Source organism: Propionivibrio dicarboxylicus, from assembly GCF_900099695.1.
Lineage (GTDB): Bacteria > Pseudomonadota > Gammaproteobacteria > Burkholderiales > Rhodocyclaceae > Propionivibrio > Propionivibrio dicarboxylicus.
In genome coordinates this window covers 487,645-514,346 of sequence record NZ_FNCY01000001.1, presented here as the reverse complement: position 1 = coordinate 514,346, position 26,702 = coordinate 487,645, and the positions used below count along the sequence as shown (strand labels likewise).

Sequence of the window (26,702 nt, the reverse complement as noted above, 5' to 3'; positions counted from 1 at the left end):
ATTGGTGTTGCGAAGCCTTCTCCGGCTCAGTCGAGCGTGATCTTGCCGACCTCGATCACGGTCTTCCACTTGGCCAGTTCAGCGTTCAGGAAGCGCGAGAACTCTTCCGGCGTCGATGCGACGATTTCAAAGCCCGGGTCGGTCAGTTTCTTCGCCGTCTCCGGATCCTTGAGTGCAGCGACCATCGACTCATGCAGCTTGGCCTTGACGTCGGCCGGCAGCCCCTTCGGCGCGCCCAGGGCCTGCCAGGACGTCACCACCATATCGCGGTAGCCGAGTTCGACCATCGTCGGCACGTCGGGCAGCAGCGGCGAGCGCTTCTCGCTCGTCGTCGCCAGCGCGCGCAGCTTGCCGGCCTTGATGTGCTGGATCACGTTGTTGAGGTTCTGGAACGACACCTCGGCGTGGCCCGCCACGAGATCGGCGATCGCCGGGCCGCCGCCCTTGTAGGGCACGTGGATACCGGTGGTATTGGTAATCATCCAGAACAGCGCAATCGACAGGTGGTCCGACGAACCGGCGCCCGACGACGGGAAGCTCACCTTGCCGTTCTTCTGCTTGAGATAGGCGATCAGTTCCTTGACATCCTTGGCCGGCACGTTCGGATTGACGACGAGGATGTTGGGCGACTTGACGGCGACCATCAGGAGATCGAAGTCCTTGGCTGGATCATAGGCCAGGTTCTTCTGCAGGAAGGGATTAGCGGCCCAGACGCCGATCGAGGCGCAGAGGACGTTGTACCCATCCGGCGCAGCACGCTTGATTTGCGCGGCGCCGATGGCACCGGTCGCGCCCGGTTTGTTTTCGACGATGACCGGCTGGCCGAGCTTTTCGCTCATCTTCGGCGTCATGATGCGCGCCAGCATGTCGGTCGAGCCGCCCGGCGGGAACGGCACGGTAATCGTCACCGGCTTGTCCGGAAACGCGGCATGCGCTGCCGTAGCAACGAACGCACTGGCAAGCAGTGCCAGGATTGTTTTTTTCATGGTGAACCTCTCCTCCGTGGTTTATGAACTGTGTTGCAGGACGTCCGCGTTCAAGCACGGACGCCGGTTCGGGCTGGCGCGCCAGCAGTCATAAGATCAGCACCGCCCGGAAATCATTGACGTTGGTCAGCGTCGGCCCGGTCACGACCGCATCGCCCAACGCCCCAAAAAAGCCGTGTCCATCGTTATCGGCCAGCGCATCCTTCGGCCGGATACCCTTTTCCCAAGCACGGGCAAGCGAATCGGGCGCAAGAATGGCGCCGGCGATTTCTTCCTGCCCATCGACGCCGTCGGTATCCCCGGCGATCGCATGAACGTTCGGCAACCCGTCGAGGGCAACGCCGAGCGATAGCAAATATTCGACATTGCGACCGCCGCGACCGTTACCGCGCACCGTCACCGTCGTCTCGCCACCCGACAGCAGCACGCACGGCGGCTGGAAGGGCTGCTGGAAGCGCACGACCTGGCGCGCGATTCCGGCCATCACCTTGCCAACATCGCGGGCTTCGCCTTCGATCGCATCGCCGAGAATGTGCGCCGGAATGCCGGCCTGACGAGCCACGGCAGCAGCAGCTTCAAGCGCCATCATCGGCGTCGCGATGAAGTGGGTTTCGCTGCCGGCAAGGCGCGGATCGTCGGGCTTGATCGATTCGCCACGCCCGCTTGCCAGCGTTTCGAGCACCGCCGGCGGCAACTGTATGCCGTAACGGCGAACGATCGCCAGCGCGTCCTCGCACGAGGTCGGATCGCCGACCGTCGGACCGGAGGCGATATCGCAGGGTCCGTCGCCCGGCACATCGGAAATCAGCAGGGTCACTACCTTCGCCGGATGGCAGGCCGCCGCCAGGCGTCCGCCCTTGATTGCCGACAAATGGCGGCGCACGCAATTCATTTCGCTGATGCTGGCACCGGACTTGAGCAATTCGCGATTAACGGCCTGCTTGTCTTCGAGACTGATCCCCGGCAAGGGCAAGGGCATCAGGGCCGAACCGCCGCCCGAAATCAGGCAGAGCACGAGATCGTCAGGCGTCAGCCCCTCGACGAGATCGAGGATGCGCTGCGCCGCCTTCAACCCCGCCGCATCCGGCACCGGGTGGGCGGCCTCGACAATCTCGATCTTGCTGCAGGGCACGGCATAGCCGTACCGCGTCACCACCAGCCCGGAAAGCGATCCGAGATAGTGGTCTTCAAGGACGCGCGCCATCGCCGCCGAGGCCTTGCCGGCACCGATGACGATCAAGCGGCCGCGCGGCGGCGCCGGCAAATGGCGCGGAATGCCATGGTGCGGCTGAGCCGATTCGATCGCCGCCCGGAACATGTCCTCGAGCAATTGACGCGGATTGATTGCAGTACTCATTCGCCGATTCCGTCCCTGACAATGTTTGATGAATACCCTTCGTCACCGCCCCGGTGCGGCCGGCACGATGACGAAGTGATGACGCGATCAGGCTTTTTGCCCGATCTCGAAATTGGCCATCAGTTCGAGCGCGCGCACCATGCCCGAGTGATCCCAGGCGCTGCCGCCGTGCGCGGCGCAACTGTTGAAGAGCTCCTGCGCCGTTGCCGTGTTCGGCAGCGACAGGCCGAGTTTGCGCGCCGACGAGAGCGCCAGGTTGAGGTCCTTCTGGTGCAGTTCGATGCGGAAGCCCGGATTGAAGGTGCGCTTGACCATGCGGTCGCCGTGGATCTCGAGGATCTTCGACGAAGCGAAACCGCCCATCAGCGCCTCGCGCACCTTGGCCGGATCGGCACCCGCCTTGGCGGCGAAGAGCAGCGCTTCGGCGACTGCCTCGATGTTCAGCGCGACGATGATCTGATTGGCGACCTTGGCCGTCTGCCCGTCGCCGTTGCCACCGACCAGCGTGATGTTCTTGCCCATCAGGTCGAACAGCGGCTTGACCGTGTCGAAGCTCGCCTGGCTACCGCCGACCATGATCGACAGGGTGGCGTTCTTGGCGCCGACCTCGCCGCCGGATACCGGCGCATCGAGGTATTCGCAGCCGAGGGCGTTGATCTTCTTGGCAAACTCTTTGGTCTCGATCGGCGAGATCGAGCTCATATCGACGACGATCTTGCCGGCCGACAAGCCTTCGGCAATTCCGTTGGCATCGAAGAGGGCGGCGGCGACATGCGGCGTATCGGGCACCATCGTGATGATGATGTCGGCTTTCTGCGCGACTTCCTTACCGCAACTGCACGCCTTGCCACCGGCGTCGATCAGGGCCTGCGGGATGCTCGGAATGTTGAAGAGATAGACCTCGTGTCCCGCAGCAATCAGATGACCCGCCATCGGCGAACCCATGATCCCCAAACCGACAAAACCGATCTTGCTCATTTTTCACTTCTCCTGTTCAAAGGGTCGCAGCCTGAACTGCGTTAATAATGACATTGGTACCGACAATGCTCAAAGAAACTTGTCGCGCAAGGCTTGCGTGGCATTCCGGAAAACACCGAGATCGCTGCCGACGGCGACGAAGGTCGCGCCCATCTCGATATAACGGCGCGCATCCGCCTCGACCGGCGCCAGAATGCCGATCGGTTTGCCGTGCGCTTTGGCGCTGGCGCAGATCTTCTGCATCGCCGCCTGAACTTCCGGCTGCAGCGGATTGCCGAGGAAACCGAGCGAAGCCGAGAGGTCGGACGGGCCGATGAAGATGCCATCCACCCCCTCGACGGCGCAGATCTCGTCGATCGCATCGACGCCGACCTGATTTTCGATCTGCACCATCACCGTGATGTTGTCATTGACGATCTTGAGATAGTCCTTGACCGTGCCGTAGCGGTTATTCCGTTGCGATACCGACACACCGCGCACGCCCTGCGGCGGATAGCGCGTCGCGGCGACGGCAGCGCGCGCCTCCTCGGCCGACTGCACGAAGGGAATGAGAAAATTGTGGAAACCGGCGTCGAGCAGGCGCTTGATTTGCACCGTGTCGTTCCATTGCGGCCGGACCACCGGCGCGCTGCGGCTGTCCTTCAGGGCCATCAACTGCGGAATCAGGTTGATCGCGTCGTTCGGCGAATGTTCGGCATCGAGCAACAGCCAGTCGAAACCGGCGACACCGAGGACTTCGGTGGTGATATAGCTGCCCAGCGAACTCCAGCAACCAATCAACAGTTTGCCGGCCTTCAGGTCGCGGCGAAAGGTATTTGGAAAAGCGGAATACACCTGTTGTTCACTCATGATTTTTTTCCTTTTCTTTCCTCAGCGCACGAGACAGGGGCGCTTGTTGTCAAATTTCCAGCCCGGAATCAGGAACTGCATGGCCACCGCATCGTCGCGCGCGCCCAAGCCCATCGCCAGGTAGGCCTGATGCGCTTTTTCGACTTCGGCCATGTCGAGCTCCAAACCGAGGCCCGGCTTTTTGGGCACGCGGATCAGACCGTCCTTGATCTGATACGGCTCCTTGGTCAGACGCTGACCGTCCTGCCAGATCCAATGCGTGTCGATCGCCGTCACCTTGCCCGGCGCCGCCGCGCCGACATGCGTAAACATCGCCAGCGAGATGTCGAAGTGATTGTTCGAGTGCGATCCCCAGGTCAGCCCGAACATGTCGCACAGCTGCGCGACGCGAACCGAACCCTGCATCGTCCAGAAATGCGGGTCGGCGAGCGGGATATCGACCGATTGCAACTGGATCGAATGCGCCATCTGGCGCCAGTCGGTAGCGATCATGTTGGTCGCCGTCGGCAAGCCGGTGGCGCGGCGGAACTCGGCCATCACCTCGCGGCCGGAGAAGCCGGCTTCGGCGCCGGTCGGATCCTCGGCATAGGCGAGGATGCCATGCTTGTCGCGACACAGGCGAATCGCCTCGGCCAGCGACCAGGCGCCATTCGGATCAAGCGTGATGCGCGCCTGCGGGAAGCGTTCATGCAAGGCGATGATCGCCTCCATTTCCTCGTCGCCGGACAGCACGCCGCCCTTCAGCTTGAAATCGTTGAAGCCGTAGCGCGCGTGCGTCGCCTCGGCCAGGCGCACAATCGATTCGGCAGTGAGTGCTTCCTCGTTGCGCAGGCGGAACCAGGCGTCGTCCGCGTTTTCTTCGCTGCGATAGTTGAGATTCGTCTTCTTGCGGTCGCCGATGTAGAAGAGGTAGCCGAGGATTTCGACCGCCTCGCGTTGCATGCCCTCACCGAGCAATGCCGCCACCGGCACGTTCATGAACTGGCCAAGCAGATCGAGAAAGGCCGATTCGACCGCGGTCACCGCGTGGATCGTCGTGCGCAGGTCGAAGGTCTGGAGGCCACGGCCACCGACGTCGCGATCGGCAAACGCCGAACGCATGGCATTGAGAACATTGTTGTATTCGCCGAGCGTTTTGCCGATGATCAGGGAGCGTGCGTCCTCGATCGTCTGCCGGATTTTCTCGCCGCCCGGCACCTCGCCGAGACCGGTGTTGCCGGCGCTATCCTTGAGGATGACGATATTGCGCGTGAAAAACGGCCCATGCGCCCCCGACAGGTTGAGCTCCATGCTGTCCTGCCCGGCGACCGGAATGACCTGCAGATCCGTAACCTTCGGTGCGCCGCTGATAGTTTGCCCTGCTGAAACCAAGATGACCTCCGCGAATTTATTTATTCCCCAACCTGGAAGGACCGACGGGCCGCATTTCACACCCGTCTTGCGCCACTTCGTCATACGTCGTCGTACGTCGTATCATGGAGTATAAAGTGATGTAGAATATTTGCAATAGGCATCCCTCCCCTTTTTACTTCGCCCGCCATGAACAACGAAAAAACCGCCGTCCAGCCCCGCCGACGCCCCGTCAGCCTCGCGCAGGAAGTGATGAACGACCTGGCGGAACGGATTCGCTCCGGTCGTTATCGTCCCGGCGACAAGTTGCCGACGGAACCCGAACTGATGGTCGAACAGGGCGTCAGCCGAACCGTGGTGCGCGAGGCCATGTCACGGCTACAAGCGGCCGGACTCGTCGAGACCCGACATGGCGTCGGCACCTTCGCGCGGGCGCCTTCGGCGCCGAAGCTCGACCTGACCACCGTCGTCACCATCCGCGATGTGCTCGCCATGCTGGAACTGCGCATCAGCCTGGAAACCGAGGCGGCGGGGCTTGCCGCGCAACGGCGCACCGAAGAGCAGCTCGGCCTGATGCGTGAGGCGCTTGCCGCCTTCGAGCAAGGCGTCCGCAAAGGCGAACGCTCGATCGAGGCCGATTTCCAGTTCCACCTGCAGATTGCGCTGGCCACCCACAACAAGTATTTCGAGGAGTTCTACCGGCACCTCGGCCCGACGACCATCCCGCGCACACGCATCGACATTTCCAAGCTCTCGCTCGAACCGGGCCAGGACTACCTGCTGCGCACGAATCGCGAACACGAGGCGATCCTCGACGCGATCTACCGGCAGGACCCGCAGGCAGCGAGCGCCGCCATGCGCATGCACCTGACCAACAGCCGCGAACGACTCAAGCGCGCCAGCGAGAATTCCGCGCCGATCGACCTACCCGTACAGGACTGACGTCGTACGACCTAAAGGTTACCGGGAAGCTGCCGCTTCGAGAATTTTCCGTATCGGCGCCGGCAGCGCCGCGCTTGCCAAGGCCGACCAGGGACGCCAGAGCAATGGTTCCGGCAGCCTGCCCGACGGCGGCAGTGCCTCGACGCAACAGAACGACACATGCATGAGCAGGCGGAAATGCGTGAACGTATGGCGCAGATCCGGCAATGCCTGCTGCGAAACCAGGCGGTAACCGCAACGCGCGGCCAACGCTTCGGCACTATTCCAGCCGTCCTGCTCGGGCAGGCTGAGCAACCCACCCCAGATGCCGGTGGCGGGACGCTGTTCCAACAAGACGTTTTCGCCGTCGGACAGTAGCCACATCGTCGTTTCGCGCTCGGGCAGCGGCTTGCGCGGTCGCGCCTCCGGCAGTTCGTCGACACGCCCCTGCGCCAGCGCGCGGCAAGAAGCATTGAGCGGACAGGCGGCACAATCGGGCGTCGAGCGGACGCACAGGGTCGCGCCCAGATCCATCAAGCCCTGCGTATACGCCTCGATTCCGTCCCCCGGCAGCAAGGACTCGGCGAGCGCCCAGAGTGACCGCTCGATGGCCGGCGCGCCAGGAAAACCGGCGATGCCGAAATGCCGGGCGAATACACGCTTGACGTTGCCGTCGAGGATCGCCGCGCGCACGCCAAAGGCAAAAACGGCAATCGCCGCTGCCGTCGAGCGCCCGATTCCGGGCAAACTCGCCAACACCTCGGGATCTTGCGGAAATTGACCGTCATATCGCTCGACGACCGTTTGCGCGCAACGGTGCAGGTTACGCGCCCTAGCGTAGTAACCGAGTCCCGACCAGTTTTCGAGAACCGACTCGACCGGCACACGCGCCAAGGCGTCCACCGTCGGAAAACGCTCGATAAAACGCGCGAAATAGGGAATGACCGTCGATACCTGCGTCTGCTGCAGCATGATTTCGGACAGCCAGACGCGATAGGCATCGCGCGTCGACTGCCAGGGCAACTGATGGCGCCCGCAACGACGCTGCCAGTCGATCAGGCGGCGGGAGAACGAGGGATCGGCAGGAATCGTGGAAGAAACAGGCGAAGACACACTCATGGAACGGGTCGGCAAACAGGGCGGACGATCTTAGCACGCCCGCCCACGTTGCCGACCGGCGCCGGGAAAAGTCAGACACTCCCGGCGCCCGGCGACGCTGCCTAGCGCGCCTTGGCCGCCTGCGCGGCGTGCTCGCCGGCGATGCGACCTGAATTGACGGCAAAGCCGATCGTGCTGCCGGCCATCAGCAGGTCATAGCTGTCGCCGTACATGCCACCCGCATCGTTGCCGACGACATACAGTCCCGGCACCGGTACTTCCTGTTGATTGACCGCCTGCAGGTTCTCGTTGACCTTGACGCCGCCGAGCGTGCCGAGGGTCGTCGCCACGCTCTTGATCGCGTAGAACGGCGGCTTGCTCACGGCTTGCAGGAACTTGGCATCCTTGGCGAAATCGCGGTCATGACGCACGGCAACGTTCTCGTTGTAACGCGTGATCGTCTTCTTGAGCGCCTCGGCCGGCATGCCGGTCAGCTTGGCGAGTTCGTCGACCGAATTGGCCTTGAAGGCGATCCCGTTCTTCTGCCCACGCTGGAAATGCTCGTCGAATTTGTCGAGCTTGGCCGTCACCGGCACCATCACGCCAACGCCGACGTCAATGCCCTTGGTCTTCATGTAGTCCAGCGTATTCTGGTCGAAGACGACGAACATCGTACCGCCCTGTTTTTCAAGCGCGTTGCCGGCGAACGGCCACTGGAAGATGATGCCTTCATCGGCGAAACGCTCGCCGCGCGGGTTCAGCCACAGATGCGGCTGTTTGGCGGCGGCACCGGTGTGCGAGGTCGTCGATTCGCCGACCGGGCCCGGACGGTACGAGGCCACGACTTCGGTACCCTCCGCCGCTGCGCCGGCGGCCCATGCCATCTGGATGCCGTCGCCAGTTTTGCCGACGTTGGCGACCGGCATCGCATTCGGGAAGCGCACGTATTTCTCCAGCATTTCCTTGTTGTTGCCGAAGCCGCCGGTGGCGATGATGACCGATTTGGCGCGCAATTCGATCTTCTCGCCGTCCTTGCTCTTGGCCAGCACGCCGACGACCTTGCCGTTTTCCTTGATCAGGTCGGTCGCCGATGTTTCCGTCATGATCGGATAACCGAGCGCCGTGAATTTGTCCTGCAGCGTCTTGATCCAGCCGGCGCCGCGGCCGTGATAGATATGCCAGGTGTACAGACCGCCCGGATAATTGGAGGTCAGTTTTTCGAAGGTCACGCCGTTGGCTTTCAACCACTCGATCGAATCGGCGGACTTATCGACAAAGGCACGCACCAGCTTCGGATTGGCGCGCCAGTGGCTGTAGTCCATGATCAGCTTGAAGGCCTGGTCGGTCGTCAGGGTGTAGTTCATCTCGCGCTGCAAGGAACTCTCGACGGCAAAGATGCCTTCCGAGAACTGACCGGTACCGCCTGTGCGCGCCTGCTTTTCGAGCACGACGACCTTGGCGCCCTTCTCTGCGGCGGCATAGCTGGCGGCAGTACCGGCCGCCCCGGCGCCAATCACAACGACATCGGTATTGATCGTCTGGTCCGCCTGCGCGGCAATCGCCAGCGTCGACGCAACCACGGCGGCAAACGCCCTGACCCTGAGTTTCATAGCATGACTCCTGAAGTGAATAAGACTGAAAAGCTTTCGCATCCCAAGCGGGAAAAGGAGACCGGCCTGTTCTTTCTGGCCTTGTTCGTCGGTACCGGCACCTTGCGCTTCGGCAAATTGCAATACCCATGCCATGCTCATGGAAATCACTACATACCTGATTTTATGCATCTTTTAATCGACAACCGAGACAAAGGCATCTTCCAAAACGCATAAACTGCCATATTTGCCAGACGCACCGCCGTATTGGATAGAATACGGGCATAACTACCGCATAAGGCAGAACCAATGAGCGACCTCGACCCGGCCTTCTACCGTAGCGTCACTACCGCCATTTGCAGTTCGAGCGAAATCGGCAGTGCCTTGCATCGCGCCCTGCTTGCCCTGCGCGAAATGATGCCGATCGACCTGATGATCATCTGGGTTTACGACGACGCCCAGTCCGGCCTGCGTAAAATTGCCATGGCATCCGAGGACGGCGGACACGACAGCAACGAACTCATGCGACTGAATCCGGCGACGCGGGCAAAGCTGCTGCGCATGGACATCCCTCACACCGTCATCGAACGTACCGGCCTCAACCCGGTTGTCATGCGCATCGTGAACCACCCGGACGCCGACCCGGTCGCGCGCAGCATGAAGAAATACTTCATGCCACAGGACTATTCGTCGATGGTCATGTATCTCGACAGCGACGGCAAACGCATCGGCACCCTCTTCGTTCGCGCCGAAGGGACGCAACGCTACGAGGCTGCCCACGCGCAGTTGCTCGCCCAGTTTCTCGAGCCCTTCACGCTGGCTGCCGCCAACGCGCTGCACCGCGAAGAGATGATCAAGCACCGCAACGCGCTGGCCGGAGACCAGGCGCATGCCCGACAAAGCGCCGGCAATGCCTCGGGCGATCGCATCATCGGCAGCGAGTACGGTCTGAAAAACGTCATCGACATGGCGCGGCAAGTGGCGACAATGACGAGCCCGGTACTGCTACGCGGCGAAACCGGTACTGGCAAGGACATGATCGCCACCGCCATCCACCGCCTGTCGGCCTTTCGCGACGGTCCCTTCGTCAAGGTCAATTGCGGCGCCATCCCCGAGGCGTTGATCGATGCCGAACTTTTCGGCCACGAAAAGGGCGCGTTCACCGGCGCCTTTTACCAGAAGCTCGGATTTTTCGAACGCGCCGACAAGGGCACGATCTTTCTCGACGAAATCGGCGAACTGCCGCCGCCGGTGCAGGTCCGCCTGCTGCGCGTGCTGCAGTTCAAGGAAATCCAGCGCGTCGGCGGTAGCGACCCGATCCGCGTCAATATCCGCGTCATCGCGGCGACGCACCGCGACCTCGAACAAATGGTGGCGGCAAAGCAATTTCGCGAAGACCTGTGGTTCCGTCTCAACGTCTTCCCGATCTTCATTCCGCCGCTGCGCCAGCGCACGGAGGACATCCCCGAACTCGTCAGCCACATGGTGACGAAGAAGAGCCGCGAGCTCAACCTGCCAGGCACGCCGCTGATCGCGTCGTCGGCAATGAAACGCCTGGCCGAATACGACTGGCCCGGCAACGTCCGCGAACTTGAAAACATCATCGAGCGGGCACTGATTCTTTCCCGCGGCAAGATAATCGGCATCGATGCCCTCTTCCCCGGCGATGCGCCGCGCGCGACCGTCCCGCGACCGGCCGCCGACGCGATCCAGCCGCTCGACAGCCTGTTGCGCGAGCACATCGTCAGCGCACTCGGCCACTGCGACGGCAAGGTGCAGGGACGCGGCGGCGCAGCCGAAGCGCTGGACATGAATCCCAGCACCCTGCGCAACCTGATGAAACGCCTCGCCATTCCCTACGGCCGCAAGGCTGGAACGGAATTCCGGCGCAGCGCCTGACCACCCCGGCGAGCACCGGAACACAGTATTCTTGAACTTCCACGGCGACAGCCACTCATAGTCAGCCGAACATTCGAATCGCATTTTCGCTGCCACAGACAGCGAGTTTGCGCGATACTAATCATCGGTCTCACTCGAAGAGGAACTCCATGTCCGACAACAAGAACCCGTCACGAACCATTTTTCTGGGCGCTGTCGCCGTCGGCGTGCTGCTGACCGTGGTGGTCTGGCCGCTCTCGATGCTGGGCAAGGGCGGCGTCTCTCCTGCCGATGCCGACGAAGCCGAACTGCGGATCCAGCCGGTTGCCCGCGTCGAGATGCAGAAGGCGGAGAGCGTCAAATCGGACGGCAAGCCGCGCAGCGGCGAAGCGATCTACGCCAGCGTCTGCAAGGCCTGCCACGAAGCCGGTGTCGCCGGCGCACCGAAGACCGGCGACAAGGCCGCCTGGGCGCCGCGACTGGCCACCGGCATGGCGGCGCTGCTGAAATCGGCGACCAACGGCAAGAACGCCATGCCCGCACGCGGTGGTGCGCCCGATCTCAGCGACGACGAACTCAAGGCCGCCGTCACCTATCTGACCGGAAAAGCCAAATAGGCGCTTCGCTACCGATCCCCGGACAATAAAAGGGGCGCCGCACAGGCGCCCCTTTCACATTGCGCCACCTGAGCGGTGGCGCTGTTTTGCGTTGATTACTTCGTTGCGGCCGGCGCTGCCGACGTTGCGGGCGTGGCCGGTGTTGCCGGCGTCGCCGGTGCGGCAGGCTTTTCAGCCTTGGCCGCCTTGTGATGCTTGACCTTGGCCTTCGCTTCGGCCTTCACCGCCGGCTTGGCTGCGGCTGCCGGAGCTGCGGGGGTCGCGGCGACGGCCGGCTTGGCCGCCTCGGCAGCTTGCGCCGGAGCTGCAGCAGGCGCCTGAGCAAAAGCCATCGAACCGAACGTCGCAGCAATGACAACAGCAAGAATTTTCTTGAGCATGATCAATCTCCAATGAGTGAGTTGTGCAACTCGGTCGGTTCGATGCACCGTGCAATCTGTTCCGGCCTTGCTAGCAGTAACGCCTGAAGATTCACCGCGGATGTCAGCGCTTGGGTAACGTCGGGTAACGCCGTGTGACGGGGCCTGTGCCCCGTCGAACGATCGGATCAAAGCGGTTGCGGCACGCTCACGCCGTACTTGGCCGCTTTCGCCGTCAGCGCTTCGAGCACCGCGGGCGAGACGTCGACACCGTTCAACTCGGCCTCGCGCATGCGCTTCTGCGCCATTTCGCCCGGCAAACGGACGGGTTTGGCCGGATCGATCGGCGCATTGGCGTGGCAGCGGTCGATCGTGTAATCGGCCTGGCGGAGAAAATCGGCACGGCCACCGAAAGCCGCCGGATCCATCACCTGCAGGAAAACGCCGGCGCCCCAGCGCTTTTCCGCGTCCGGCCGTCCGAAGCCGGCCAGGCCATGGGTGAGCATCTCGACCATCAACGACAGACCGAAGCCCTTGTGGCCGTACTCGAGCCCGCCGAGCGGCAGCAGCGTGCCACCGACACCGGGATCGATGACATGAGGATCGGTCGTCGGCGTGCCTTTGGCATCCATCAGCCAGGGATGCTCGAACTGGACGTTGGCCGCCCCCTTCTGCTTGGTCATGCCGACCGTGGTGATCGAGGTGCTGACGTCGACCCACACCGCCTGCTCGCTTCCCGGATAGCCGATCGCGATCGGGTTCGGCGTAAAGATCGGTTCCGTGCCGCCATACGGTGCGATGAAGCCCGAGGCCGGGTCTGATGACGCAAGCATGACAACGAGACCGCGGTCGGTGACCTGCTTGATCAGCGCCGCCAGGCAGGCGATATGGTGACTGCGACGAATGACGCCGGTGACGACGCCGTGTTCGCCAACCCGGTCGCAGGCCTGCGTCAGGGCCGTCGATACCAGCCACGGTCCGGGCAGGTAACGGCCATCCCAGACGAAGACGGCACCGCTGTCGCGTATCACCTCCGGCTCGCCCGCCGTCGTCATCAGCCCTTTCTCGATCTGGTCGAGATACTGCGGACACAGCGCCATGCCGTGCGTGCGCTGGCCGACCATGTCGCCGGTTACCAGCACGGTCGTCACCGCCTCAGCCTTGTCGGCTTCGAGGCCGGCCGCGACGAAAAGCGAGGTCGACAATTGCTTGAGGGATTCGATGCTGTAGTGCTGCGTTGCCATTCATGCCTCCGGTATATTAAGAGCCTGTTTCGGTAGGGATCGTGGGCCGCGAGCCCTACCGAAATAGGCTCTAGATGCGAATCGCGAACCCGGCATTCTACGGCATCTGCCATACCAGACGCCGGGTTTCTCGTATATTCCGGCCCCTAGGGGGTGTCACAATCTAGCGGTTGATTGTGAACACTCCCTAGCCAGCCTTCCCGGCCAGCATGGCACGCATCGCCGCAAGACGTGCGGCACCGGTCGCCTTGTCGGGTGGTGCATCGACCTTGCCGCCGGAGAAGCGCAGGTCCTCGCCCATTTCGGCGATAAAGCGCGAGGGCTCGCAGGGAAAGAAGTCGCGCCCCTGTTTGCGGCGTTCGGCATAGGTCACATGCAGCGAGCGCTGGGCGCGGGTGATGCCGACATACATCAGGCGGCGCTCTTCCTCGAGCTTGACCGGATCGAGCGATTCACGGTGTGGCAACACGCCCTCCTCGACGCCGATCAGGAAGACGTGCTTGAACTCCAGTCCTTTCGAGGCGTGCAGCGTCGATAGCTGGACGGCATCGGGCGCATCGGCATCCTCGCGTTTTTCGAGCATGTTGATGAGCGCGATCATCTGCGTCAGTTCGATCAGGTTCTTGTTGTCCTCTTCGCCACGTCGCGCCAGCCAGCTGACGAGTTCCTGCACGCTCTCCCAGCGCGTCATCGCCACCTTGCGCTCTTCCTCGCTCATCAGCCAGGCTTCGTAACCGATGGCGCCGAGCAGGTCGTTCATCACCGTCCCGGCCGGCTCCCGTTGGGCCCGATATTCGATGCGATTGATGAATTCGCAGAAGTCGACCAGCGGACCGAGCTGGCGCGCCTGCACGCGACGAGCGAAGCCTTCCTCGAAGGCGGCGGCAAAGAGCGAGATGTGACGCTCGCCGGCGTAGGTCCCGAGCGCCTCGAGCGTCGAACTGCCGACGCCGCGTTTCGGCGTCGTCACCGCCCGGATGAAGGCCGGATCGTCGTCGTTGTTGGCGAGCAAGCGCAGATACGCGGTGATGTCCTTGATTTCGGCCTTGTCGAAGAACGACTGCCCGCCCGACAGCAGATACGGTACGCGCTGGTCGCGCAGATGCTGCTCGATGATGCGCGCCTGGAAGTTGCCACGATAGAGGATGGCGTAATCGGAAAACTTGCCGCGATGCTCGAAGCGATGCGCCTGCAGCTTCATCGCCACATGCTCGGCTTCCTTTTCGCTGTCGCGGCAGACCGTCACCGAGATCGCTTCGCCGTGACCCAGGTCCGACCAGAGCTTCTTGTCGAACAGTTTTTCATTGTGCGAGATGACCGCATTGGCAGCCTTGAGGATGCGCACCGTCGAACGATAGTTCTGTTCGAGCTTGATCAGTTTGAGGTTCGGGTAATCGCGCGGCAGGCCGCGCAGGTTCTCGATGTCGGCGCCGCGCCAGCCGTAGATCGCCTGGTCGTCGTCGCCGACCGCTGTGAAGGCCGCGCGCGGCCCGGCGATCTGCTTGAGCAGGCGATACTGGCAGGCGTTGGTGTCCTGGTATTCATCGACCAGCAGGTAGCGCAACCGGTTCTGCCACTTGTCGAGCACCTCGGGATAGCTGTCGAAGAGCAGCACCGGCAGCACGATCAGGTCGTCGAAATCGACCGCCTGGTAGGCTTTCAGCGTCGCCGCGTAGCTGGCGTAGGCTTGCGCCGCCAATTTCTCGATCTCGCTCTCGGCATTGGCGAGCGCGGCGTCGGGCTGGATCAGCCCGTTCTTCCAGTTGGAGATCAGCGTCTGCAATCGGCGGATCGTCGCCTTGTCGGCGCTGCCCGAGAGGTCGGAAAGGATGGCGAAGCAGTCGTTCGAATCGAAGATCGAAAAGCGCGGCTTGTAGCCCAGCACTTTCGCCTCCTCGCGCAAAATGCGCATGCCGAGCGAGTGAAAGGTCGAGATCGTCAGCCCGTCAGGCTTGCCGTCGAGCAGTTGCGCGACGCGCTCCTGCATTTCCTTGGCAGCCTTGTTGGTGAAGGTGATCGCCGCGATATTCGAGGGCGAGAAACCGCATTCCTGGATCAGGTAGGCGATCTTCTGCGTGATCACGCGGGTCTTGCCCGAGCCGGCGCCGGCAAGCACCAGCAAGGGACCGTCGAGATAACGAATGGCTTCGCGTTGAGGGGGATTGAGAACAGCGGACATCGGATTGCAATGACAAACAGTTGAAACGGCGGCGGCCCGGACGAAGCCGGGCGCCGGCTACCAAAAGAACGGCGTCAGCAGAGCCGCCAGCAGCAGCCCTGCAATTGCCAGCAACAGGCGATTCTGGCGGCGCTGGGTGGCGTTGAGTTCGGCCAGCAGCGGCGCCAGATCGCTCGCCGGCGCCTGCGCCAGCGCCTGATGGACGAGGCGCGGCAGTTGCGGCAGGGTCCGCGCCCAGGTTGGCGCCTCCTGCTTGACCGTGCGCAGCAGGGATCGCCAGCCGAGCTGTTCGTTCATCCAGCGCTCAAGGAAAGGTTTGGCGGTGTCCCAGAGATCGAGGTCGGGATCGAGCTGACGGCCCAGTCCTTCGATATTGAGCAGCGTTTTTTGCAGCATGACGAGTTGCGGCTGGACCTCGACATTGAAACGCCGCGAAGTCTGGAACAGGCGCATGAGCACGCGACCGAACGAAATCTCGCGCAAGGGCCGGTCGAAGATCGGCTCGCAGACGGCGCGGATCGCCGCTTCGAACTCGTCGGCACGCGTTTCCGGCGGCGCCCAGCCGGCCTCGATATGCGCCTCGGCGACACGCCGGTAATCGCGCCGGAAAAAGGCGAGGAAGTTCTGCGCGAGATAGTTCTTGTCACGCTCGCTGAGCGTGCCGACGATGCCGAAATCGAGCGCGATGTATTTGCCCCGGTGCTGCGTGTCGATCGCCACGAAGATGTTGCCCGGATGCATGTCGGCGTGAAAAAAGCCGTCGCGAAAAACCTGCGTGAAGAAGATCTCGACGCCGGCGCGCGACAGCGCCTTGAGGTCGACACCGGCGTCGACCAGCATGTCCTTCTGACTGATCGGCAGACCGCGCATGCGCTCCATGACCATGACGCCGGTCGTGCAGAAATCCCAATGGATTTCGGGTACCAGCAGCAGCGTCGAGCCAGCGAAATTACGGCGCAGCTGCGACGCATTGGCCGCCTCGCGCATGAGATCGAGCTCGTCGTAGAGATATTTGGCGAACTCGGCCACCACTTCGCGCGGCTTGAGGCGCCGGCCGTCGGCCCACAGCGATTCAAGCAGCGCGGCGGCCGAATCGAGCAGCGCCAGATCGTGCGCAATGGTCTTTTCCATGTCGGGCCGGAGAATCTTGACGGCGACTTCATGACCGCCATCTTCCGGCTTGAGACGGGCGAAATGCACCTGTGCCACCGACGCGCTCGCCACCGGCACCTCGTCGAACTCGGCAAACACCGCACTGGCCGGACGGCCATAGGCCGCCTCGATCTGGGCGTGGACGAGCAGCGGCGCGAACGGCGGTACCCGGTCCTGCAGCTTGGCGAGTTCGTCGGCGATATCGAGCGGCAGCAGATCCCGACGCGTCGACAACACCTGCCCGAACTTGACGAAGATCGGCCCCAGCGACTCCAGCGCCTGACGCAGGCGTACCGCGCGCGGCTCGCTCAGATGCGCATGCCCGCCGAAGCGCAGCAGACGCGACAAGGCCGCGAGGCGCCCGCTCGGCTCGTGCTCGAGAATCATGTCGTCGATGCCGTAACGGCGGACGATTCCCAGGATTTTGGCAAGACGAAAGGCGCGCATCGGACAGTCGGAAAGTGCAAAAGCGTGAGTGTATCCCGAATCGCCCGTGACGCTGCCATCAAAGCGCGCCCGCGCCCCCCTCGCAGCCGCTAAGATAGCGCCAGACGGATGTCATGAATCGATGCCGTCGCCATTGCTTTTAATTCCGGCTTTATCTATATTGCTGCATCGAGTTAGCATCGTTTCACCACCATTCCGAAACACCATAACAAGGAGGGCTTCAGCATGGTCTCAACGAAGCGTTGTATCGGCTTTCTCATCGGTCTGGGTCTGAGCGGCCTGGCCGTGGCTCAACAGCCCGTCGTCCTGCGCTGGGGCGACGTCGTCGCCGGCGGCCATCCGCAGGTCGTCATGATCGATCGCGTCGCCGCCGAAGTGAAGGCCAAGACCAACGGCCGGGTCGATATCCAGGGCTTCCCCGGCGGCCAGATGGGCAGTTCGCGCGACATGATCGAAGCGGTCGCCAACGGCACCCAGCAGCTGATCACCGAAGGCGCCGCCAATTTCGGCGCCTGGATTCCGTCAATCTCGGTCACCGAAGCGCCCTTCATCTGGCGGAGTCCCGCGCACCTGATCAAGGCGATGAACGGCCCCTTGCTCGACAAATACAACGAGCAGCTGATCAAGGCGCGCGGCATGCGCATCCTCGGCGCAGTCTATTACGGCACCCGTCATCTCACCACCTCCGACCGCGCCATCAAGACGGTCGCCGACGCCAAGGGGTTGAAGGTCCGCGTTCCGGAAAACGACGTGTTCAAGGCGATGGCGGAAAGCTGGGGCGCCAAGCCGACGCCGATGAACTTCAATGAACTCTACCTCGCGCTGAAGACCGGCACGGTCGATGCCCAGGAAAATCCGCTGCCGACGATCAAGTCCGGCAAGTTCAACGAGGTCCAGAAGTACATCATTCTCACCGGCCACGTGCTGACGCCGCGTCTCGTCGTCGTCAACGAAGCCGCCTGGCAGAAGATCCCGGCCGCCGACCGCAAAATCGTCGAAGAGGCGCTAAAGACACATATGGCCTGGGCCGACGACCAGATCCAGAAGCAGGAAACGGCGCTGATCGATGAGTTCAAGGCCGCTGGTGTGACGATCCTCCAGCCTGATGTGGAAGCCTTCCGCAAGGCCACGCTCGCCGTCGTGCCGCCCAAGTTCGAAGCCAAGTGGGGCAAAGGGACCTTCGAAAGCATCCTGAACATGAAGTAAGCACGCCCGGCCGCCTCGGACGGAGACCGCCGCCTCGGCGCCTCCGCCCGGTGGCGGCCCGCGCACGCACATCACACGGCAACACCGCAGGGAGGTTGAATGTCATCAGGAAGTTTCTCGCGTGCCGCGCTCAAGCTGCTGCACGTCACCGGGATCGTGCTGTTCATCGGCATGGTGTCCCTGGTACTGGCGCAGGTCGTCGCCCGCAAATTCTTCGAGCCGCTCGTGTGGAGCGAGGAACTGGCGCGCTATGTCTTCATCTGGGTCGCCTTCATCGGCTGGGTCATCGCCACGCATAACCAGTCGCACATCCGCATTTCGCTGATCACCGACCGTGCCGGTCCGCGCCTCAAGCTCGCGCTCGGCCTGTTTGCCAACCTGTCGGTGACGGTGTTCGCGCTGATCTTCGTCGTCAAGGGCATCAAGCTCGTCGAGAACAACCTCGACATCGAGACGATCACGCTGTTCTTCGATTTCTGGCTGGTCTACGCCATCATCCCGGTCTCCGCCATCGCTGCCATCGTCGTGCTGATCGCCGACACCATCGCGCTCCTGCGCGGACATCATGCCGAGAAGGAGATCGTGCTATGACCAGCGTCATGCTCATCATCCTCGCCGTCTGGTTCGTCGCGCTCTTTTCCGGCGCGCCGATCTATGTGCTGATGGCCCTTGCCGGTGCCGCCTTCGCCTACGTCACCGACATCAACCTGATCGTCATCCCGCAGAAATTCACCAAGGCCGCCGACAGTTTCCCGCTGCTCGCCGCGCCGATGTACATCCTGATGGGCAGCCTGATGAATTCGTCGGGTGTCACCGAGCGCATCTTCCGCTTCGCCACCGTCTGCGTCGGCTGGTGGAAAGGCGGCCTCTGCCACGCCAACATCCTCGGCAGCGTCATCTTCGCCGGCATGAGCGGCTCGGCGGTGGCCGACGCCGGCGGTATCGGCGTCATCGAGATCAAGGCCATGCGCGACGCCGGCTACGATGGCGAAACCGCCGCCGCGATCACCGCCGCGTCGGCGACCATCGGTCCGATCATCCCGCCCTCGCTACCGATGATCATCTACGGCGTCTCGGCCGAGACCTCGATCGGCAACCTCTTCCTTGGTGGCGTCATCCCGGGCCTGCTGATGGCTGTGGCGCTGATGGTGATGGTGCGCGCCCTGGCCATCCGCAAGAACCTGCCGAGCGCACCGGTGCCCGGGCGCCAGGAAATCTGGGACGCCTTCGTCGGCGCCTTCCCGGCGCTGATGTGTCCGGTCGTGCTGTTCGGCGGCATGATGACCGGCTTCTTCACGCCGACCGAGTCGGCCGGGGTCGCGGCCTTCTACGCCTTGCTCGTCGGCTTTTATTATCGCGACATCGATATCCGTCAGATTCCTCGCATCGTGCTCGAAACCGTCGAGACGACCGGCGTGCTGATGGCGCTGGTCATGAGTGCTTCCTTGCTTGGCTACGCCCTGTCGATGTCGCGCCTGCCGCAGGAATTCGGCGGCTGGCTGACCGGCACGGTCAACTCCCAGATCGCCTACCTGCTGATGGTCAATGTGTTGTTACTGATCGTCGGCTGTTTCATGGAAGCGATCTCAGCGATGCTGATTCTGATCCCGATCCTGGTGCCGCCGGCCATGGCGCTCGGCATCGACCCGACGCAGTTCGGCCTCGTCGTTGTGCTCAACCTGATGATCGGCACGATCACGCCGCCAGTCGGCATCGTGTTGTTTATCACCGCCCGCGTTGCCGACCTGCCCTTCGACAAGGTCTGCAAAGCATCGCTGCCTTTCCTCTGGCCGCTGGTCGGCGTGCTGGTTGGTATTACCTTCATTCCGTCACTGACGACCTGGCTGCCGGCATTGTTCAAGTAGCTATCGAAGTATCAAGAAAGGCGGCCGGCAGGTCGCCTTTTTCTTTTCCGCGGTGGACAAGTCCGGCGCCGAGCGGCACCATTCCAGACTTTCGATTCCTTCGCCGGAGAATTTCGCATGCTCGGTCCGTTCGTTAACAGTGCCGCCCTCTTCGTCGGCGGCGCGCTCGGCGCCGCGCTCGGCAAGGTTGTCCCACACCGCGTCAAGGAAGCGCTGCCAATGACCTGCGGCATCCTCGCGGTCAGCATCGGTACCGTCCTGATCCACAAGGTGCACGCCTTTCCTGCCGTCACCCTCGCACTCCTCGGCGGTTCGCTCATCGGCGAACTGCTTTATCTCGAGCGAGGTCTCGAACTAAGCGTCGGCTGGATGCGCAGTCAATTCGCCCGCTTTTCACCGGCCCGCCCAAGCGCGCCGGTTAACGACAAATTCATCACCAAGTTCGTCAGCATCCTGGTGCTGTTCTGCGCCAGCGGCATGGGTATTTTCGGCGCCATGCGCGAGGGCATGACCGGAAATTCGGAAATCCTGCTCGCCAAAGCCGTCCTCGACTTCTTCACCGCCTTGATTTTCGCCACCGATCTCGGCTTCTCCATCGCCATCGTCGCCCTACCCCAGCTGATGATTCAGGGTGGTCTGTTCCTCGGTGCCCGGCTGTTGATTCCGATGACGACGCCGGAAATGCTCGCCGATTTTTCGGCCTGTGGCGGCATCGTGCTGCTTGCGACCGGACTCCGTATCTGCGGCATCAAGGTCTTTCCGATCGTCAACATGCTACCCGCCCTGTTGCTGATCATGCCGGTCTCGGCCGGGTGGACGCTGCTTTTTTCCTGACCCGATCGCCATGTTTCTCGCCTTCAAGTTGCTGATCACACCGCTGCTGATCGGCTCGGTGACACTTGCGGGTCGCCGCTGGGGCGGTGTTGTCAGCGGTTTCCTGATTGGCTTGCCGCTGACCTCCGGCCCGATTTCCTTCATCCTTGCACTCGAATACGGCGTCCCCTTCGCCGCACAATCGGCTGTCGGCAACCTCGCCGGACAGATCTCGAACTGCATTTTCTGCCTGAGCTACATCGCCCTCGCGCGGCGCAGCGCCTGGCCGCTCAGTTCGGCCGGCGCGATCGCCGCCTTCTTCGCCTCGACCTTCCTGCTCAATCTGCTTACCTGGCAGCTGTGGTCGGCACTGGCCGTGCTGGTGGTCGTCATCGTCATTGCCGCACGTCTCGTCAAGCCACACCCATTGCCGCCCGGTCGCCTGGTACCGCCCTGGTGGGACCTGCCCGGACGCATCCTCAGCGCCACCGTCCTCGTCGTGCTGCTGACGACGATCGCCGATGCGCTCGGTCCCCAACTGAGCGGCCTGATTTCTCCCTTCCCGGCGTTCAGCGTCATCTTCGCCTCCTTCACGCACTTGCAACAAGGGCCGAAGAGCGCGTCCAACCTGTTGCGCGGCGTCATCGTCGGCTCCGGCGGCTATGCGAGCTTTTTCGTCGTGGTGGCAGCCCTGTTGCCCAGCCTCGGCATCGGGCTGACCTACCTGCTCGCATGCGCCGCCGCCATCGCCGTCGGCGCGCTCGTGTTCTTCAGTACGCGCCGCACCGGCGCGACAGCATAGACGCGCAAGCGAACTATTTACCCGCTGGCGCCGGCACGTAGTCGGGTGGCGGCGAGGCGGGCGGCGCATGCGGCGGCGGTGGCGGAATTGCCGCCCCCGATGCCGTCGTCGCCGGCGCCTGTTCCATCAGGCTGCGCGCCATCGACGCGGGAACCGGCACCCGATGTCCGCCAGCATACATGCACTGGATATAGGCGTTGTCGTAGCGCGTCTGAGCGTCATAACCGTAGCTGCGACCCGCATCGGCCCCTGAAGCGCTACCGACCAGCAAACCGGCGCCGGCGCCGATGCCAGCCCCCTGCTGACCGCCGATCGCCGCCCCGGCCACCGCGCCGACGGCGGTACCGATCGCCGCATTGCGGACCGAGGGATCGCGGCCCATGCCTTCAATTTGCTGCGCGGCATATTGCCGGCATTGAAAGTCGCTCGCCCGGAAATCGTTGAGATTCTTGCCGGTCCCCGGCAGAACGAGAACGCTGGGACCGCTCGGTATTGTCGCGCAACCGCCGGCCAGTACTGCCAGGCCGATCACGCCTACCCACTTGGCTTTCATCCTATGCTCCTGCTCGTCATTGTGCCGGCGGCTCGGGCAAGACCTTCATCCAGCCGCCGGGACATTCATTGACATACGGGTAATACGCACGCGTCGCCGCGCAGTAGTACCAGACATTGTTCGCCGCGCCGGGTGCTGCGGTGGTTACCGGCGGCGGCGTCTGTTCGATATACACCGGCGGCGTCCGTTCGACGACGATCGGCGCGTAGGGCGGATAGTAATAATACGGCCGCGGATAATACGCCGGTCCCCACATCGGTCCCACCACCACGGAGACATGCCCGCGATGATGACCGCGCGCCCAGGCGGCGTCGATGCCGACCGAAGCCAGCAAGGCCAGGGCCACCATGACGTGTAAAAAACTTCTCGATTTCATTGACGACTCCTTCCGCGCAAAAACTCGCGTTCCGGAGAGCGTAACGCTTTTGGGGTGGAAATGGTTGATCGGCGGTGGGCAAGCGCCCCGCCTCCTGCGTCGCAAACGCCGACGCCAGGTTAAGCAGGTCTGTCCAAGGCATCGTATAATCAACCTCTTGCCTATTTCTCACTCTGTGCCTTGTCAATGACTCAGGATATCAAGACCCATCTTTCCGAACTGATGCGCACGGCGCTCGCCAGCGTCGCGCCCGATCAAGCCGGTACTGCCATCGTTCTCGAACGCCCGAAGCAAGCATCGCACGGCGATTTCGCCTGCAATCTCGCCATGCAGCTGGCCCGCGCAATGAAGCGCAATCCGCGCGAACTCGCCCAGTTGCTGCTGTCCGAAATTCCGGCTTCGCCCTTTGTCGAGAAAACCGAGATCGCTGGCGCCGGCTTCATCAACTTCCACCTGCGTTCGAACGCCAAGCTGGAAGTCGTGCGCGCCATCCTGGCCCAGGGTGAAACTTTCGGCCGATCGACGCTGGGCGGCAAGAAGAAGGTCCAGATCGAATTCGTCTCGGCCAACCCGACCGGCCCGTTGCACGTCGGCCACGGCCGCGGCGCCGCCTACGGCGCCAGCCTGTCGAGCCTGCTGGCCTACGCCGGCTGGGACGTCACACGCGAGTACTACGTCAATGACGCCGGCCGGCAGATGGATATCCTCGCGCTCTCGGGCTGGCTCCGCTACCTCGAACAGCTGGGCGAAACCGTTCCCTTCCCGCCGAACGCCTATCAGGGCGACTACGTCCGCGAGATGGCGCGCGAAATGACGATCGCGCACGGCAAGAAATTCCTGCGCAGCGCCGCCGCCGTACTTGAAGGCACACCCGGACTGCCCGATGCGCAGCGCGGCGACGACGAAGCCAAGCAACAGCGCGAGAGCCACCTCGACGCGCTGATCGTCACCGCCAAGCAGTTGCTCGGCGGTGACTGGAGCTACGTCCATAGCCACGTCCTCAACGAACAGCTCGAGGATTGCCGCAACGACCTCGAGGAGTTCGGCGTGCATTTCGACGTCTGGTTCTCGGAAAAGTCGCTGTTCGACACCGGCCTCGTCGAACGCTGCGTCGCCCGTCTCGAAGCTGCCGGCCACGTCTATCTGCAGAACGGCGCCAAGTGGTTCCGTTCGACCGATTTCGGTGACGAGAAGGACCGCGTCGTACAGCGCGACAACGGCCTCTTCACGTATTTCGCCTCGGACATCGCCTACCACCTCAACAAGTACGAACGCGGCTTCGAGCGCATCATCAACATCTGGGGCGCCGACCACCACGGCTACATCCCGCGCGTCAAGGGCTCGCTGACGGCGCTCGGCCTCGACCCCGACGTCCTCGACGTGGCGCTGGTGCAGTTCGCCGTGCTCTACCGCAACGGGCAGAAGGCTTCGATGTCCACCCGCTCGGGCGAATTCGTCACCCTGCGCACCCTGCGTGACGACGTCGGCAACGACGCCTGCCGCTTCTTCTACGTGCTGCGCAAATCCGACCAGCATCTCGATTTCGACCTGGATCTCGCCAAGAGCCAGACCAACGAAAACCCGGTGTTCTACATCCAGTACGCCCACGCTCGTGTCTGTTCGGTGCTCGCGCAATGGGACGGCGATGAAGCGGCGATGGCCGGTGCCGACCTGTCGCGCCTCGACAGCCCGTACGAACTGGCGCTGGCCGCCAAGCTCGGCGAGTTCCCGGAAGTCATCGAAGCCGCTGCGCGCGACCTCTCGCCGCATCTTGTCGCGTTCTACCTGAAGGACCTCGCCGCCGCGTTCCACAGCTACTACAATGCCGAGCGCATGTTGGTGGACGACGCTGCCCTCAAGGATGCTCGCGTCGCGCTGGCATTGTCGGTCCGTCAGGTCATCCGCAACGGACTTGGCATCCTGGGCGTCAGCTGCCCGCAATCGATGTAATCGGAACCTGTTGAAGTGGCACGAGGCCCCGAATGAAAGCGCATACCCGTTCCTCCCGTTCGCCAAACCGGACCTCCGGCGGCAATACCCTGCTCGGCCTGTTTGTCGGACTGGTCATCGGCGTGCTTACCGCCGCGGGCGTCGTCTGGTACATCTTCAAGACGCCGGCACCGTTCTCCAACAAGTACCAAGCGCCGGCAACCGCATCGGCCGCCAATCCGGCAGCGCCGCCGGCTGCGGGCGGCAGTGTGCCGGCACAAGTGCCAATGGCACTGCCGGGCAAGCCGGGCGACCCGATCCCGCAGGCCGGCGACAAGCCGCGCTTCGATTTCTACAAGATCCTGCCCGGCAACGCCGACGCGGTTCCCGATCCGAAGGCGGCGGCGAAGACGCCCGACGGAAAAACACGGAACGAAAAGGACGCTTTGCTTGCCGAACCCGTCTATCTGCAGACCGGCTCGTACCAGAACGCCGGCGATGCGGATAACCAGAAGGCCCGACTGGCGATGATGGGCGCCGAAGCAACGATCCACCAGGTCATGCTGCAGGACAAGGTCTGGTACCGCGTCCGTCTCGGACCGTTCCGCAAGATGGACGAAGTCACCAGCTTGCGCTCGGAACTCGCCAAACAGGGCATTGAAGCCAACGTCGTCAAAAAGGACTGATTCATGAAACACCTCGTACAAGGCTGGCTGGCCGCTCTGGCCCTGGCGCTTTTCGCTTTCGCATTGCCGGCGCAGGCCCAACTCGCGGTCGGCCGCGATTACGTCGTCATCACCCCCCCCTTGACCAGCGATACGCCGGCCAAGATCGAGGTCATCGAGTTCTTCTCGTATGCCTGTCCGCACTGCAAGGACCTGCACCCCTACTTCGACCGCTGGTCGACCAAGCTACCGTCGGACGTCGTCGTGCGCCGCATCCCGGTCGGTTTCAACCAACCGTACTACCAGTTGATGGGGCGTTTCTACTACGCGCTCGAAGCACTCGGGGAATTGTCGCGGCTCGATAGCGCAGTGTTCAGCGCCATCCATGACAAGGGCTTGAAACTCGTCGATGAGAAAAGCCTGACCGAATGGGTTGTTGCTCAGGGCGTCGATGCCAAGAAATTCTATGATGCCTTCAATGCCTTCGGCGTCGTCAGCAAGGCCAAGCGCGCCGACCAGATCGCCCAGGCAGCCCACATCAGTGGCGTGCCGGCGCTCGTGGTGGATGGCACCTACCTGGTGACGGGCAATGAAATCAAGACGCTGCCCGATCTTCTCGTGCTCACCGACAAGGTCATCGACAAGCGCCGCCTCGAACGCAGCAGCAAGAAGAAGTAAGCGCATGCCGATCGCGTCAGCGCGTCGCGTTTTCATCACCGGCGCCTCGTCCGGCATCGGCAACGCCTTGGCCCGGTACTACGCCGCCCAGGGTGCTGTGCTCGGTCTCGCGGCGCGGCGCGCCGACGAATTGCAGGCCCAAGCCGAAATATTGCAGGGCCTTGGCGCTGCCGGGGTCGCCTGTTTCCCGCTCGATGTCGCCGACAGCGCGGCCTTGCGCCAGGCCGCCGGTGATTTCGTCGCGGCTTACGGCGCGCCGGACATCGTCATCGCCAACGCCGGTGTTTCCTCCGGCACGCTGACCGAATGCGCCGAGGATCTCGCCGCGATCAAGCGCATCTTCGACATCAACGTCTTCGGCATGGCGGCGACGTTCTCGCCCTTCATCGCACCGATGCAGCAGTCGGTCAAAGAAGGCCGTGCCTGCCGCCTGGTCGGCATCGCCTCGGTCGCCGGCATCCGCGGCTTGCCGGGCGCCGAAGCCTATAGCGCGTCCAAGGCGGCGGTCGCCATCTATCTCGAAAGCCTGCGCCTTGAAATGCGCGCCTCGGGCATCAAGGTCGTCACCATCGCGCCGGGCTACATCGCGACGCCGATGACCGCGATCAATCCCTATCGCATGCCCTTCCTGCTTCCGGCCGACGAAGCGGCCCGCCGCTTTGCGCGTGTCATCGATCAGGGCTGCAGCTATGCGGTCATTCCCTGGCAGATGGGAGTCGTCGCCAAAGGCCTGCGCCTGCTGCCGAACTGGCTTTACGACCGGCTGTTCGCCAACGCTCCACGCAAGCCCAAGATTCTCTGACGTCTCTAG

At 63.0% G+C, this 26,702-nt stretch carries 26 protein-coding genes; 13 read left to right on the top strand and 13 right to left on the bottom strand.

Annotated elements, in window-relative coordinates:
* Positions 1 to 26 precede the first annotated feature (26 nt).
* From BLR25_RS02490 to gudD, 5 genes are all read right to left on the bottom strand, one after another.
* Positions 27 to 986 carry a Bug family tripartite tricarboxylate transporter substrate binding protein gene (locus tag BLR25_RS02490; protein WP_091932777.1) on the bottom strand — a complete coding sequence of 320 codons (960 nt, stop codon included), beginning with the start codon at positions 984 to 986 and terminating at the stop codon, positions 27 to 29.
* Between the two features lie 88 nt (positions 987 to 1,074).
* A complete protein-coding gene (locus tag BLR25_RS02485; protein ID WP_091932775.1) occupies positions 1,075 to 2,343 on the bottom strand; it encodes a glycerate kinase type-2 family protein in 1,269 nt (422 codons plus the stop codon).
* Positions 2,344 to 2,430: 87 nt separating this feature from the next.
* Positions 2,431 to 3,321, bottom strand: a complete 891-nt coding sequence (gene glxR, locus BLR25_RS02480) for a 2-hydroxy-3-oxopropionate reductase (RefSeq protein ID WP_091932772.1) — start codon at positions 3,319 to 3,321, stop codon at positions 2,431 to 2,433.
* Positions 3,322 to 3,390: 69 nt separating this feature from the next.
* Positions 3,391 to 4,170: a 2-dehydro-3-deoxyglucarate aldolase gene (gene garL / locus BLR25_RS02475; RefSeq protein ID WP_091932768.1), complete on the bottom strand. Its 780-nt coding sequence runs from the start codon at positions 4,168 to 4,170 to the stop codon at positions 3,391 to 3,393.
* A gap of 21 nt (positions 4,171 to 4,191) precedes the next feature.
* Complete coding sequence (gene gudD, locus BLR25_RS02470; protein WP_245715452.1) at positions 4,192 to 5,541, bottom strand: glucarate dehydratase; 1,350 nt, start codon at positions 5,539 to 5,541, stop codon at positions 4,192 to 4,194.
* A 168-nt stretch (positions 5,542 to 5,709) separates the two neighbouring features.
* Between gudD and BLR25_RS02465 the strand changes: the two genes are divergently transcribed.
* Entirely contained in the window at positions 5,710 to 6,462 is a 753-nt protein-coding gene (locus BLR25_RS02465) for a FadR/GntR family transcriptional regulator (RefSeq protein ID WP_091932761.1), read from the top strand.
* An 18-nt stretch (positions 6,463 to 6,480) separates the two neighbouring features.
* On the opposite strand, the gene mutY is transcribed toward BLR25_RS02465, so the two are convergent.
* Both mutY and BLR25_RS02455 read right to left on the bottom strand, forming a co-directional pair.
* Positions 6,481 to 7,560: an A/G-specific adenine glycosylase gene (mutY, locus tag BLR25_RS02460; RefSeq protein WP_091932756.1), complete on the bottom strand. Its 1,080-nt coding sequence runs from the start codon at positions 7,558 to 7,560 to the stop codon at positions 6,481 to 6,483.
* Between the two features lie 101 nt (positions 7,561 to 7,661).
* The gene (locus BLR25_RS02455; protein ID WP_091932753.1) at positions 7,662 to 9,149 is read right to left on the bottom strand and encodes an FAD-dependent oxidoreductase; all 1,488 of its coding nucleotides are present in this window, start codon (positions 9,147 to 9,149) and stop codon (positions 7,662 to 7,664) included.
* 3 nt (positions 9,150 to 9,152) lie between these two features.
* On the opposite strand from BLR25_RS02455, the gene BLR25_RS02450 reads away from it, so the two are divergent.
* The 3 genes from BLR25_RS02450 (at position 9,153) to BLR25_RS02440 (ending at position 11,623) form a co-directional block, all read left to right on the top strand.
* The gene (locus BLR25_RS02450) at positions 9,153 to 9,365 is read left to right on the top strand and encodes a hypothetical protein (protein ID WP_091932750.1); all 213 of its coding nucleotides are present in this window, start codon (positions 9,153 to 9,155) and stop codon (positions 9,363 to 9,365) included.
* A 72-nt stretch (positions 9,366 to 9,437) separates the two neighbouring features.
* Complete coding sequence (locus tag BLR25_RS02445; RefSeq protein ID WP_091932747.1) at positions 9,438 to 11,027, top strand: sigma-54 interaction domain-containing protein; 1,590 nt, start codon at positions 9,438 to 9,440, stop codon at positions 11,025 to 11,027.
* 149 nt (positions 11,028 to 11,176) lie between these two features.
* Positions 11,177 to 11,623: a c-type cytochrome gene (locus BLR25_RS02440; protein ID WP_091932744.1), complete on the top strand. Its 447-nt coding sequence runs from the start codon at positions 11,177 to 11,179 to the stop codon at positions 11,621 to 11,623.
* 95 nt (positions 11,624 to 11,718) lie between these two features.
* Here BLR25_RS02440 and BLR25_RS20850 read toward each other — a convergent pair whose 3' ends face one another.
* The 4 genes from BLR25_RS20850 to ubiB all read right to left on the bottom strand — a co-directional run bounded on the left by BLR25_RS20850 (position 11,719) and on the right by ubiB (position 17,004).
* Positions 11,719 to 12,003: an acid-shock protein gene (locus tag BLR25_RS20850; protein WP_176785717.1), complete on the bottom strand. Its 285-nt coding sequence runs from the start codon at positions 12,001 to 12,003 to the stop codon at positions 11,719 to 11,721.
* Positions 12,004 to 12,170: 167 nt separating this feature from the next.
* Complete coding sequence (locus BLR25_RS02430; protein WP_091932740.1) at positions 12,171 to 13,226, bottom strand: Ldh family oxidoreductase; 1,056 nt, start codon at positions 13,224 to 13,226, stop codon at positions 12,171 to 12,173.
* 187 nt (positions 13,227 to 13,413) lie between these two features.
* Complete coding sequence (locus tag BLR25_RS02425; RefSeq protein WP_091932737.1) at positions 13,414 to 15,405, bottom strand: UvrD-helicase domain-containing protein; 1,992 nt, start codon at positions 15,403 to 15,405, stop codon at positions 13,414 to 13,416.
* Positions 15,406 to 15,462: 57 nt separating this feature from the next.
* Entirely contained in the window at positions 15,463 to 17,004 is a 1,542-nt protein-coding gene (gene ubiB / locus BLR25_RS02420) for a ubiquinone biosynthesis regulatory protein kinase UbiB (protein WP_091932733.1), read from the bottom strand.
* 225 nt (positions 17,005 to 17,229) lie between these two features.
* Between ubiB and BLR25_RS02415 the strand changes: the two genes are divergently transcribed.
* The 5 genes from BLR25_RS02415 (at position 17,230) to BLR25_RS02395 (ending at position 21,690) form a co-directional block, all read left to right on the top strand.
* The gene (locus BLR25_RS02415) at positions 17,230 to 18,210 is read left to right on the top strand and encodes a sialic acid TRAP transporter substrate-binding protein SiaP (RefSeq protein ID WP_091932730.1); all 981 of its coding nucleotides are present in this window, start codon (positions 17,230 to 17,232) and stop codon (positions 18,208 to 18,210) included.
* Positions 18,211 to 18,309: 99 nt separating this feature from the next.
* Positions 18,310 to 18,801, top strand: coding sequence for a TRAP transporter small permease (locus tag BLR25_RS02410; protein WP_143009740.1), 492 nt, complete (start codon positions 18,310 to 18,312; stop codon positions 18,799 to 18,801).
* A complete protein-coding gene (locus BLR25_RS02405; RefSeq protein ID WP_091932726.1) occupies positions 18,798 to 20,075 on the top strand; it encodes a TRAP transporter large permease in 1,278 nt (425 codons plus the stop codon). Before BLR25_RS02410 ends, BLR25_RS02405 begins: the two co-directional genes overlap by 4 nt.
* Before the next feature lie 117 nt (positions 20,076 to 20,192).
* Positions 20,193 to 20,909 (top strand): DUF554 domain-containing protein, encoded by a 717-nt coding sequence (locus BLR25_RS02400; protein WP_091932723.1) that lies wholly within the window; start codon positions 20,193 to 20,195, stop codon positions 20,907 to 20,909.
* 10 nt (positions 20,910 to 20,919) lie between these two features.
* On the top strand, positions 20,920 to 21,690 hold the full coding sequence (locus tag BLR25_RS02395; RefSeq protein ID WP_091932720.1) for a hypothetical protein: 771 nt from the start codon (positions 20,920 to 20,922) through the stop codon (positions 21,688 to 21,690).
* Positions 21,691 to 21,703: 13 nt separating this feature from the next.
* Here BLR25_RS02395 and BLR25_RS02390 read toward each other — a convergent pair whose 3' ends face one another.
* Positions 21,704 to 22,243: a YMGG-like glycine zipper-containing protein gene (locus tag BLR25_RS02390; RefSeq protein WP_091932717.1), complete on the bottom strand. Its 540-nt coding sequence runs from the start codon at positions 22,241 to 22,243 to the stop codon at positions 21,704 to 21,706.
* A gap of 16 nt (positions 22,244 to 22,259) precedes the next feature.
* Complete coding sequence (locus tag BLR25_RS02385; protein ID WP_091932714.1) at positions 22,260 to 22,619, bottom strand: hypothetical protein; 360 nt, start codon at positions 22,617 to 22,619, stop codon at positions 22,260 to 22,262.
* Positions 22,620 to 22,805: 186 nt separating this feature from the next.
* Between BLR25_RS02385 and argS the strand changes: the two genes are divergently transcribed.
* Genes argS through BLR25_RS02365 form a run of 4 tightly spaced genes read left to right on the top strand, consistent with a single transcriptional unit; the run spans position 22,806 to position 26,693 of the window.
* Entirely contained in the window at positions 22,806 to 24,569 is a 1,764-nt protein-coding gene (gene argS / locus BLR25_RS02380) for an arginine--tRNA ligase (RefSeq protein ID WP_091932711.1), read from the top strand.
* Between the two features lie 32 nt (positions 24,570 to 24,601).
* Positions 24,602 to 25,234, top strand: a complete 633-nt coding sequence (locus BLR25_RS02375; RefSeq protein WP_091932708.1) for an SPOR domain-containing protein — start codon at positions 24,602 to 24,604, stop codon at positions 25,232 to 25,234.
* Between the two features lie 3 nt (positions 25,235 to 25,237).
* Complete coding sequence (locus BLR25_RS02370) at positions 25,238 to 25,891, top strand: thiol:disulfide interchange protein DsbA/DsbL (protein WP_091932704.1); 654 nt, start codon at positions 25,238 to 25,240, stop codon at positions 25,889 to 25,891.
* A gap of 4 nt (positions 25,892 to 25,895) precedes the next feature.
* Positions 25,896 to 26,693, top strand: coding sequence for an SDR family oxidoreductase (locus BLR25_RS02365; RefSeq protein ID WP_091932699.1), 798 nt, complete (start codon positions 25,896 to 25,898; stop codon positions 26,691 to 26,693).
* The last annotated feature ends 9 nt before the right edge of the window (positions 26,694 to 26,702 follow it).

Bases quoted from the DNA above. Each gene is read 5' to 3' on its own strand.
- BLR25_RS02490 (WP_091932777.1), bottom strand. From the start codon at position 986: ATGAAAAAAACAATCCTGGCACTGCTTGCCAGTGCGTTCGTTGCTACG.
- BLR25_RS02485 (WP_091932775.1), bottom strand. From the start codon at position 2,343: ATGAGTACTGCAATCAATCCGCGTCAATTGCTCGAGGACATGTTCCGG.
- glxR (WP_091932772.1), bottom strand. From the start codon at position 3,321: ATGAGCAAGATCGGTTTTGTCGGTTTGGGGATCATGGGTTCGCCGATG.
- garL (WP_091932768.1), bottom strand. From the start codon at position 4,170: ATGAGTGAACAACAGGTGTATTCCGCTTTTCCAAATACCTTTCGCCGC.
- BLR25_RS02465 (WP_091932761.1), top strand. From the start codon at position 5,710: ATGAACAACGAAAAAACCGCCGTCCAGCCCCGCCGACGCCCCGTCAGC.
- mutY (WP_091932756.1), bottom strand. From the start codon at position 7,560: ATGAGTGTGTCTTCGCCTGTTTCTTCCACGATTCCTGCCGATCCCTCG.
- BLR25_RS02455 (WP_091932753.1), bottom strand. From the start codon at position 9,149: ATGAAACTCAGGGTCAGGGCGTTTGCCGCCGTGGTTGCGTCGACGCTG.
- BLR25_RS02450 (WP_091932750.1), top strand. From the start codon at position 9,153: ATGACTCCTGAAGTGAATAAGACTGAAAAGCTTTCGCATCCCAAGCGG.
- BLR25_RS02445 (WP_091932747.1), top strand. From the start codon at position 9,438: ATGAGCGACCTCGACCCGGCCTTCTACCGTAGCGTCACTACCGCCATT.
- BLR25_RS02440 (WP_091932744.1), top strand. From the start codon at position 11,177: ATGTCCGACAACAAGAACCCGTCACGAACCATTTTTCTGGGCGCTGTC.
- BLR25_RS20850 (WP_176785717.1), bottom strand. From the start codon at position 12,003: ATGCTCAAGAAAATTCTTGCTGTTGTCATTGCTGCGACGTTCGGTTCG.
- BLR25_RS02430 (WP_091932740.1), bottom strand. From the start codon at position 13,226: ATGGCAACGCAGCACTACAGCATCGAATCCCTCAAGCAATTGTCGACC.
- BLR25_RS02425 (WP_091932737.1), bottom strand. From the start codon at position 15,405: ATGTCCGCTGTTCTCAATCCCCCTCAACGCGAAGCCATTCGTTATCTC.
- ubiB (WP_091932733.1), bottom strand. From the start codon at position 17,004: ATGCGCGCCTTTCGTCTTGCCAAAATCCTGGGAATCGTCCGCCGTTAC.
- BLR25_RS02415 (WP_091932730.1), top strand. From the start codon at position 17,230: ATGGTCTCAACGAAGCGTTGTATCGGCTTTCTCATCGGTCTGGGTCTG.
- BLR25_RS02410 (WP_143009740.1), top strand. From the start codon at position 18,310: ATGTCATCAGGAAGTTTCTCGCGTGCCGCGCTCAAGCTGCTGCACGTC.
- BLR25_RS02405 (WP_091932726.1), top strand. From the start codon at position 18,798: ATGACCAGCGTCATGCTCATCATCCTCGCCGTCTGGTTCGTCGCGCTC.
- BLR25_RS02400 (WP_091932723.1), top strand. From the start codon at position 20,193: ATGCTCGGTCCGTTCGTTAACAGTGCCGCCCTCTTCGTCGGCGGCGCG.
- BLR25_RS02395 (WP_091932720.1), top strand. From the start codon at position 20,920: ATGTTTCTCGCCTTCAAGTTGCTGATCACACCGCTGCTGATCGGCTCG.
- BLR25_RS02390 (WP_091932717.1), bottom strand. From the start codon at position 22,243: ATGAAAGCCAAGTGGGTAGGCGTGATCGGCCTGGCAGTACTGGCCGGC.
- BLR25_RS02385 (WP_091932714.1), bottom strand. From the start codon at position 22,619: ATGAAATCGAGAAGTTTTTTACACGTCATGGTGGCCCTGGCCTTGCTG.
- argS (WP_091932711.1), top strand. From the start codon at position 22,806: ATGACTCAGGATATCAAGACCCATCTTTCCGAACTGATGCGCACGGCG.
- BLR25_RS02375 (WP_091932708.1), top strand. From the start codon at position 24,602: ATGAAAGCGCATACCCGTTCCTCCCGTTCGCCAAACCGGACCTCCGGC.
- BLR25_RS02370 (WP_091932704.1), top strand. From the start codon at position 25,238: ATGAAACACCTCGTACAAGGCTGGCTGGCCGCTCTGGCCCTGGCGCTT.
- BLR25_RS02365 (WP_091932699.1), top strand. From the start codon at position 25,896: ATGCCGATCGCGTCAGCGCGTCGCGTTTTCATCACCGGCGCCTCGTCC.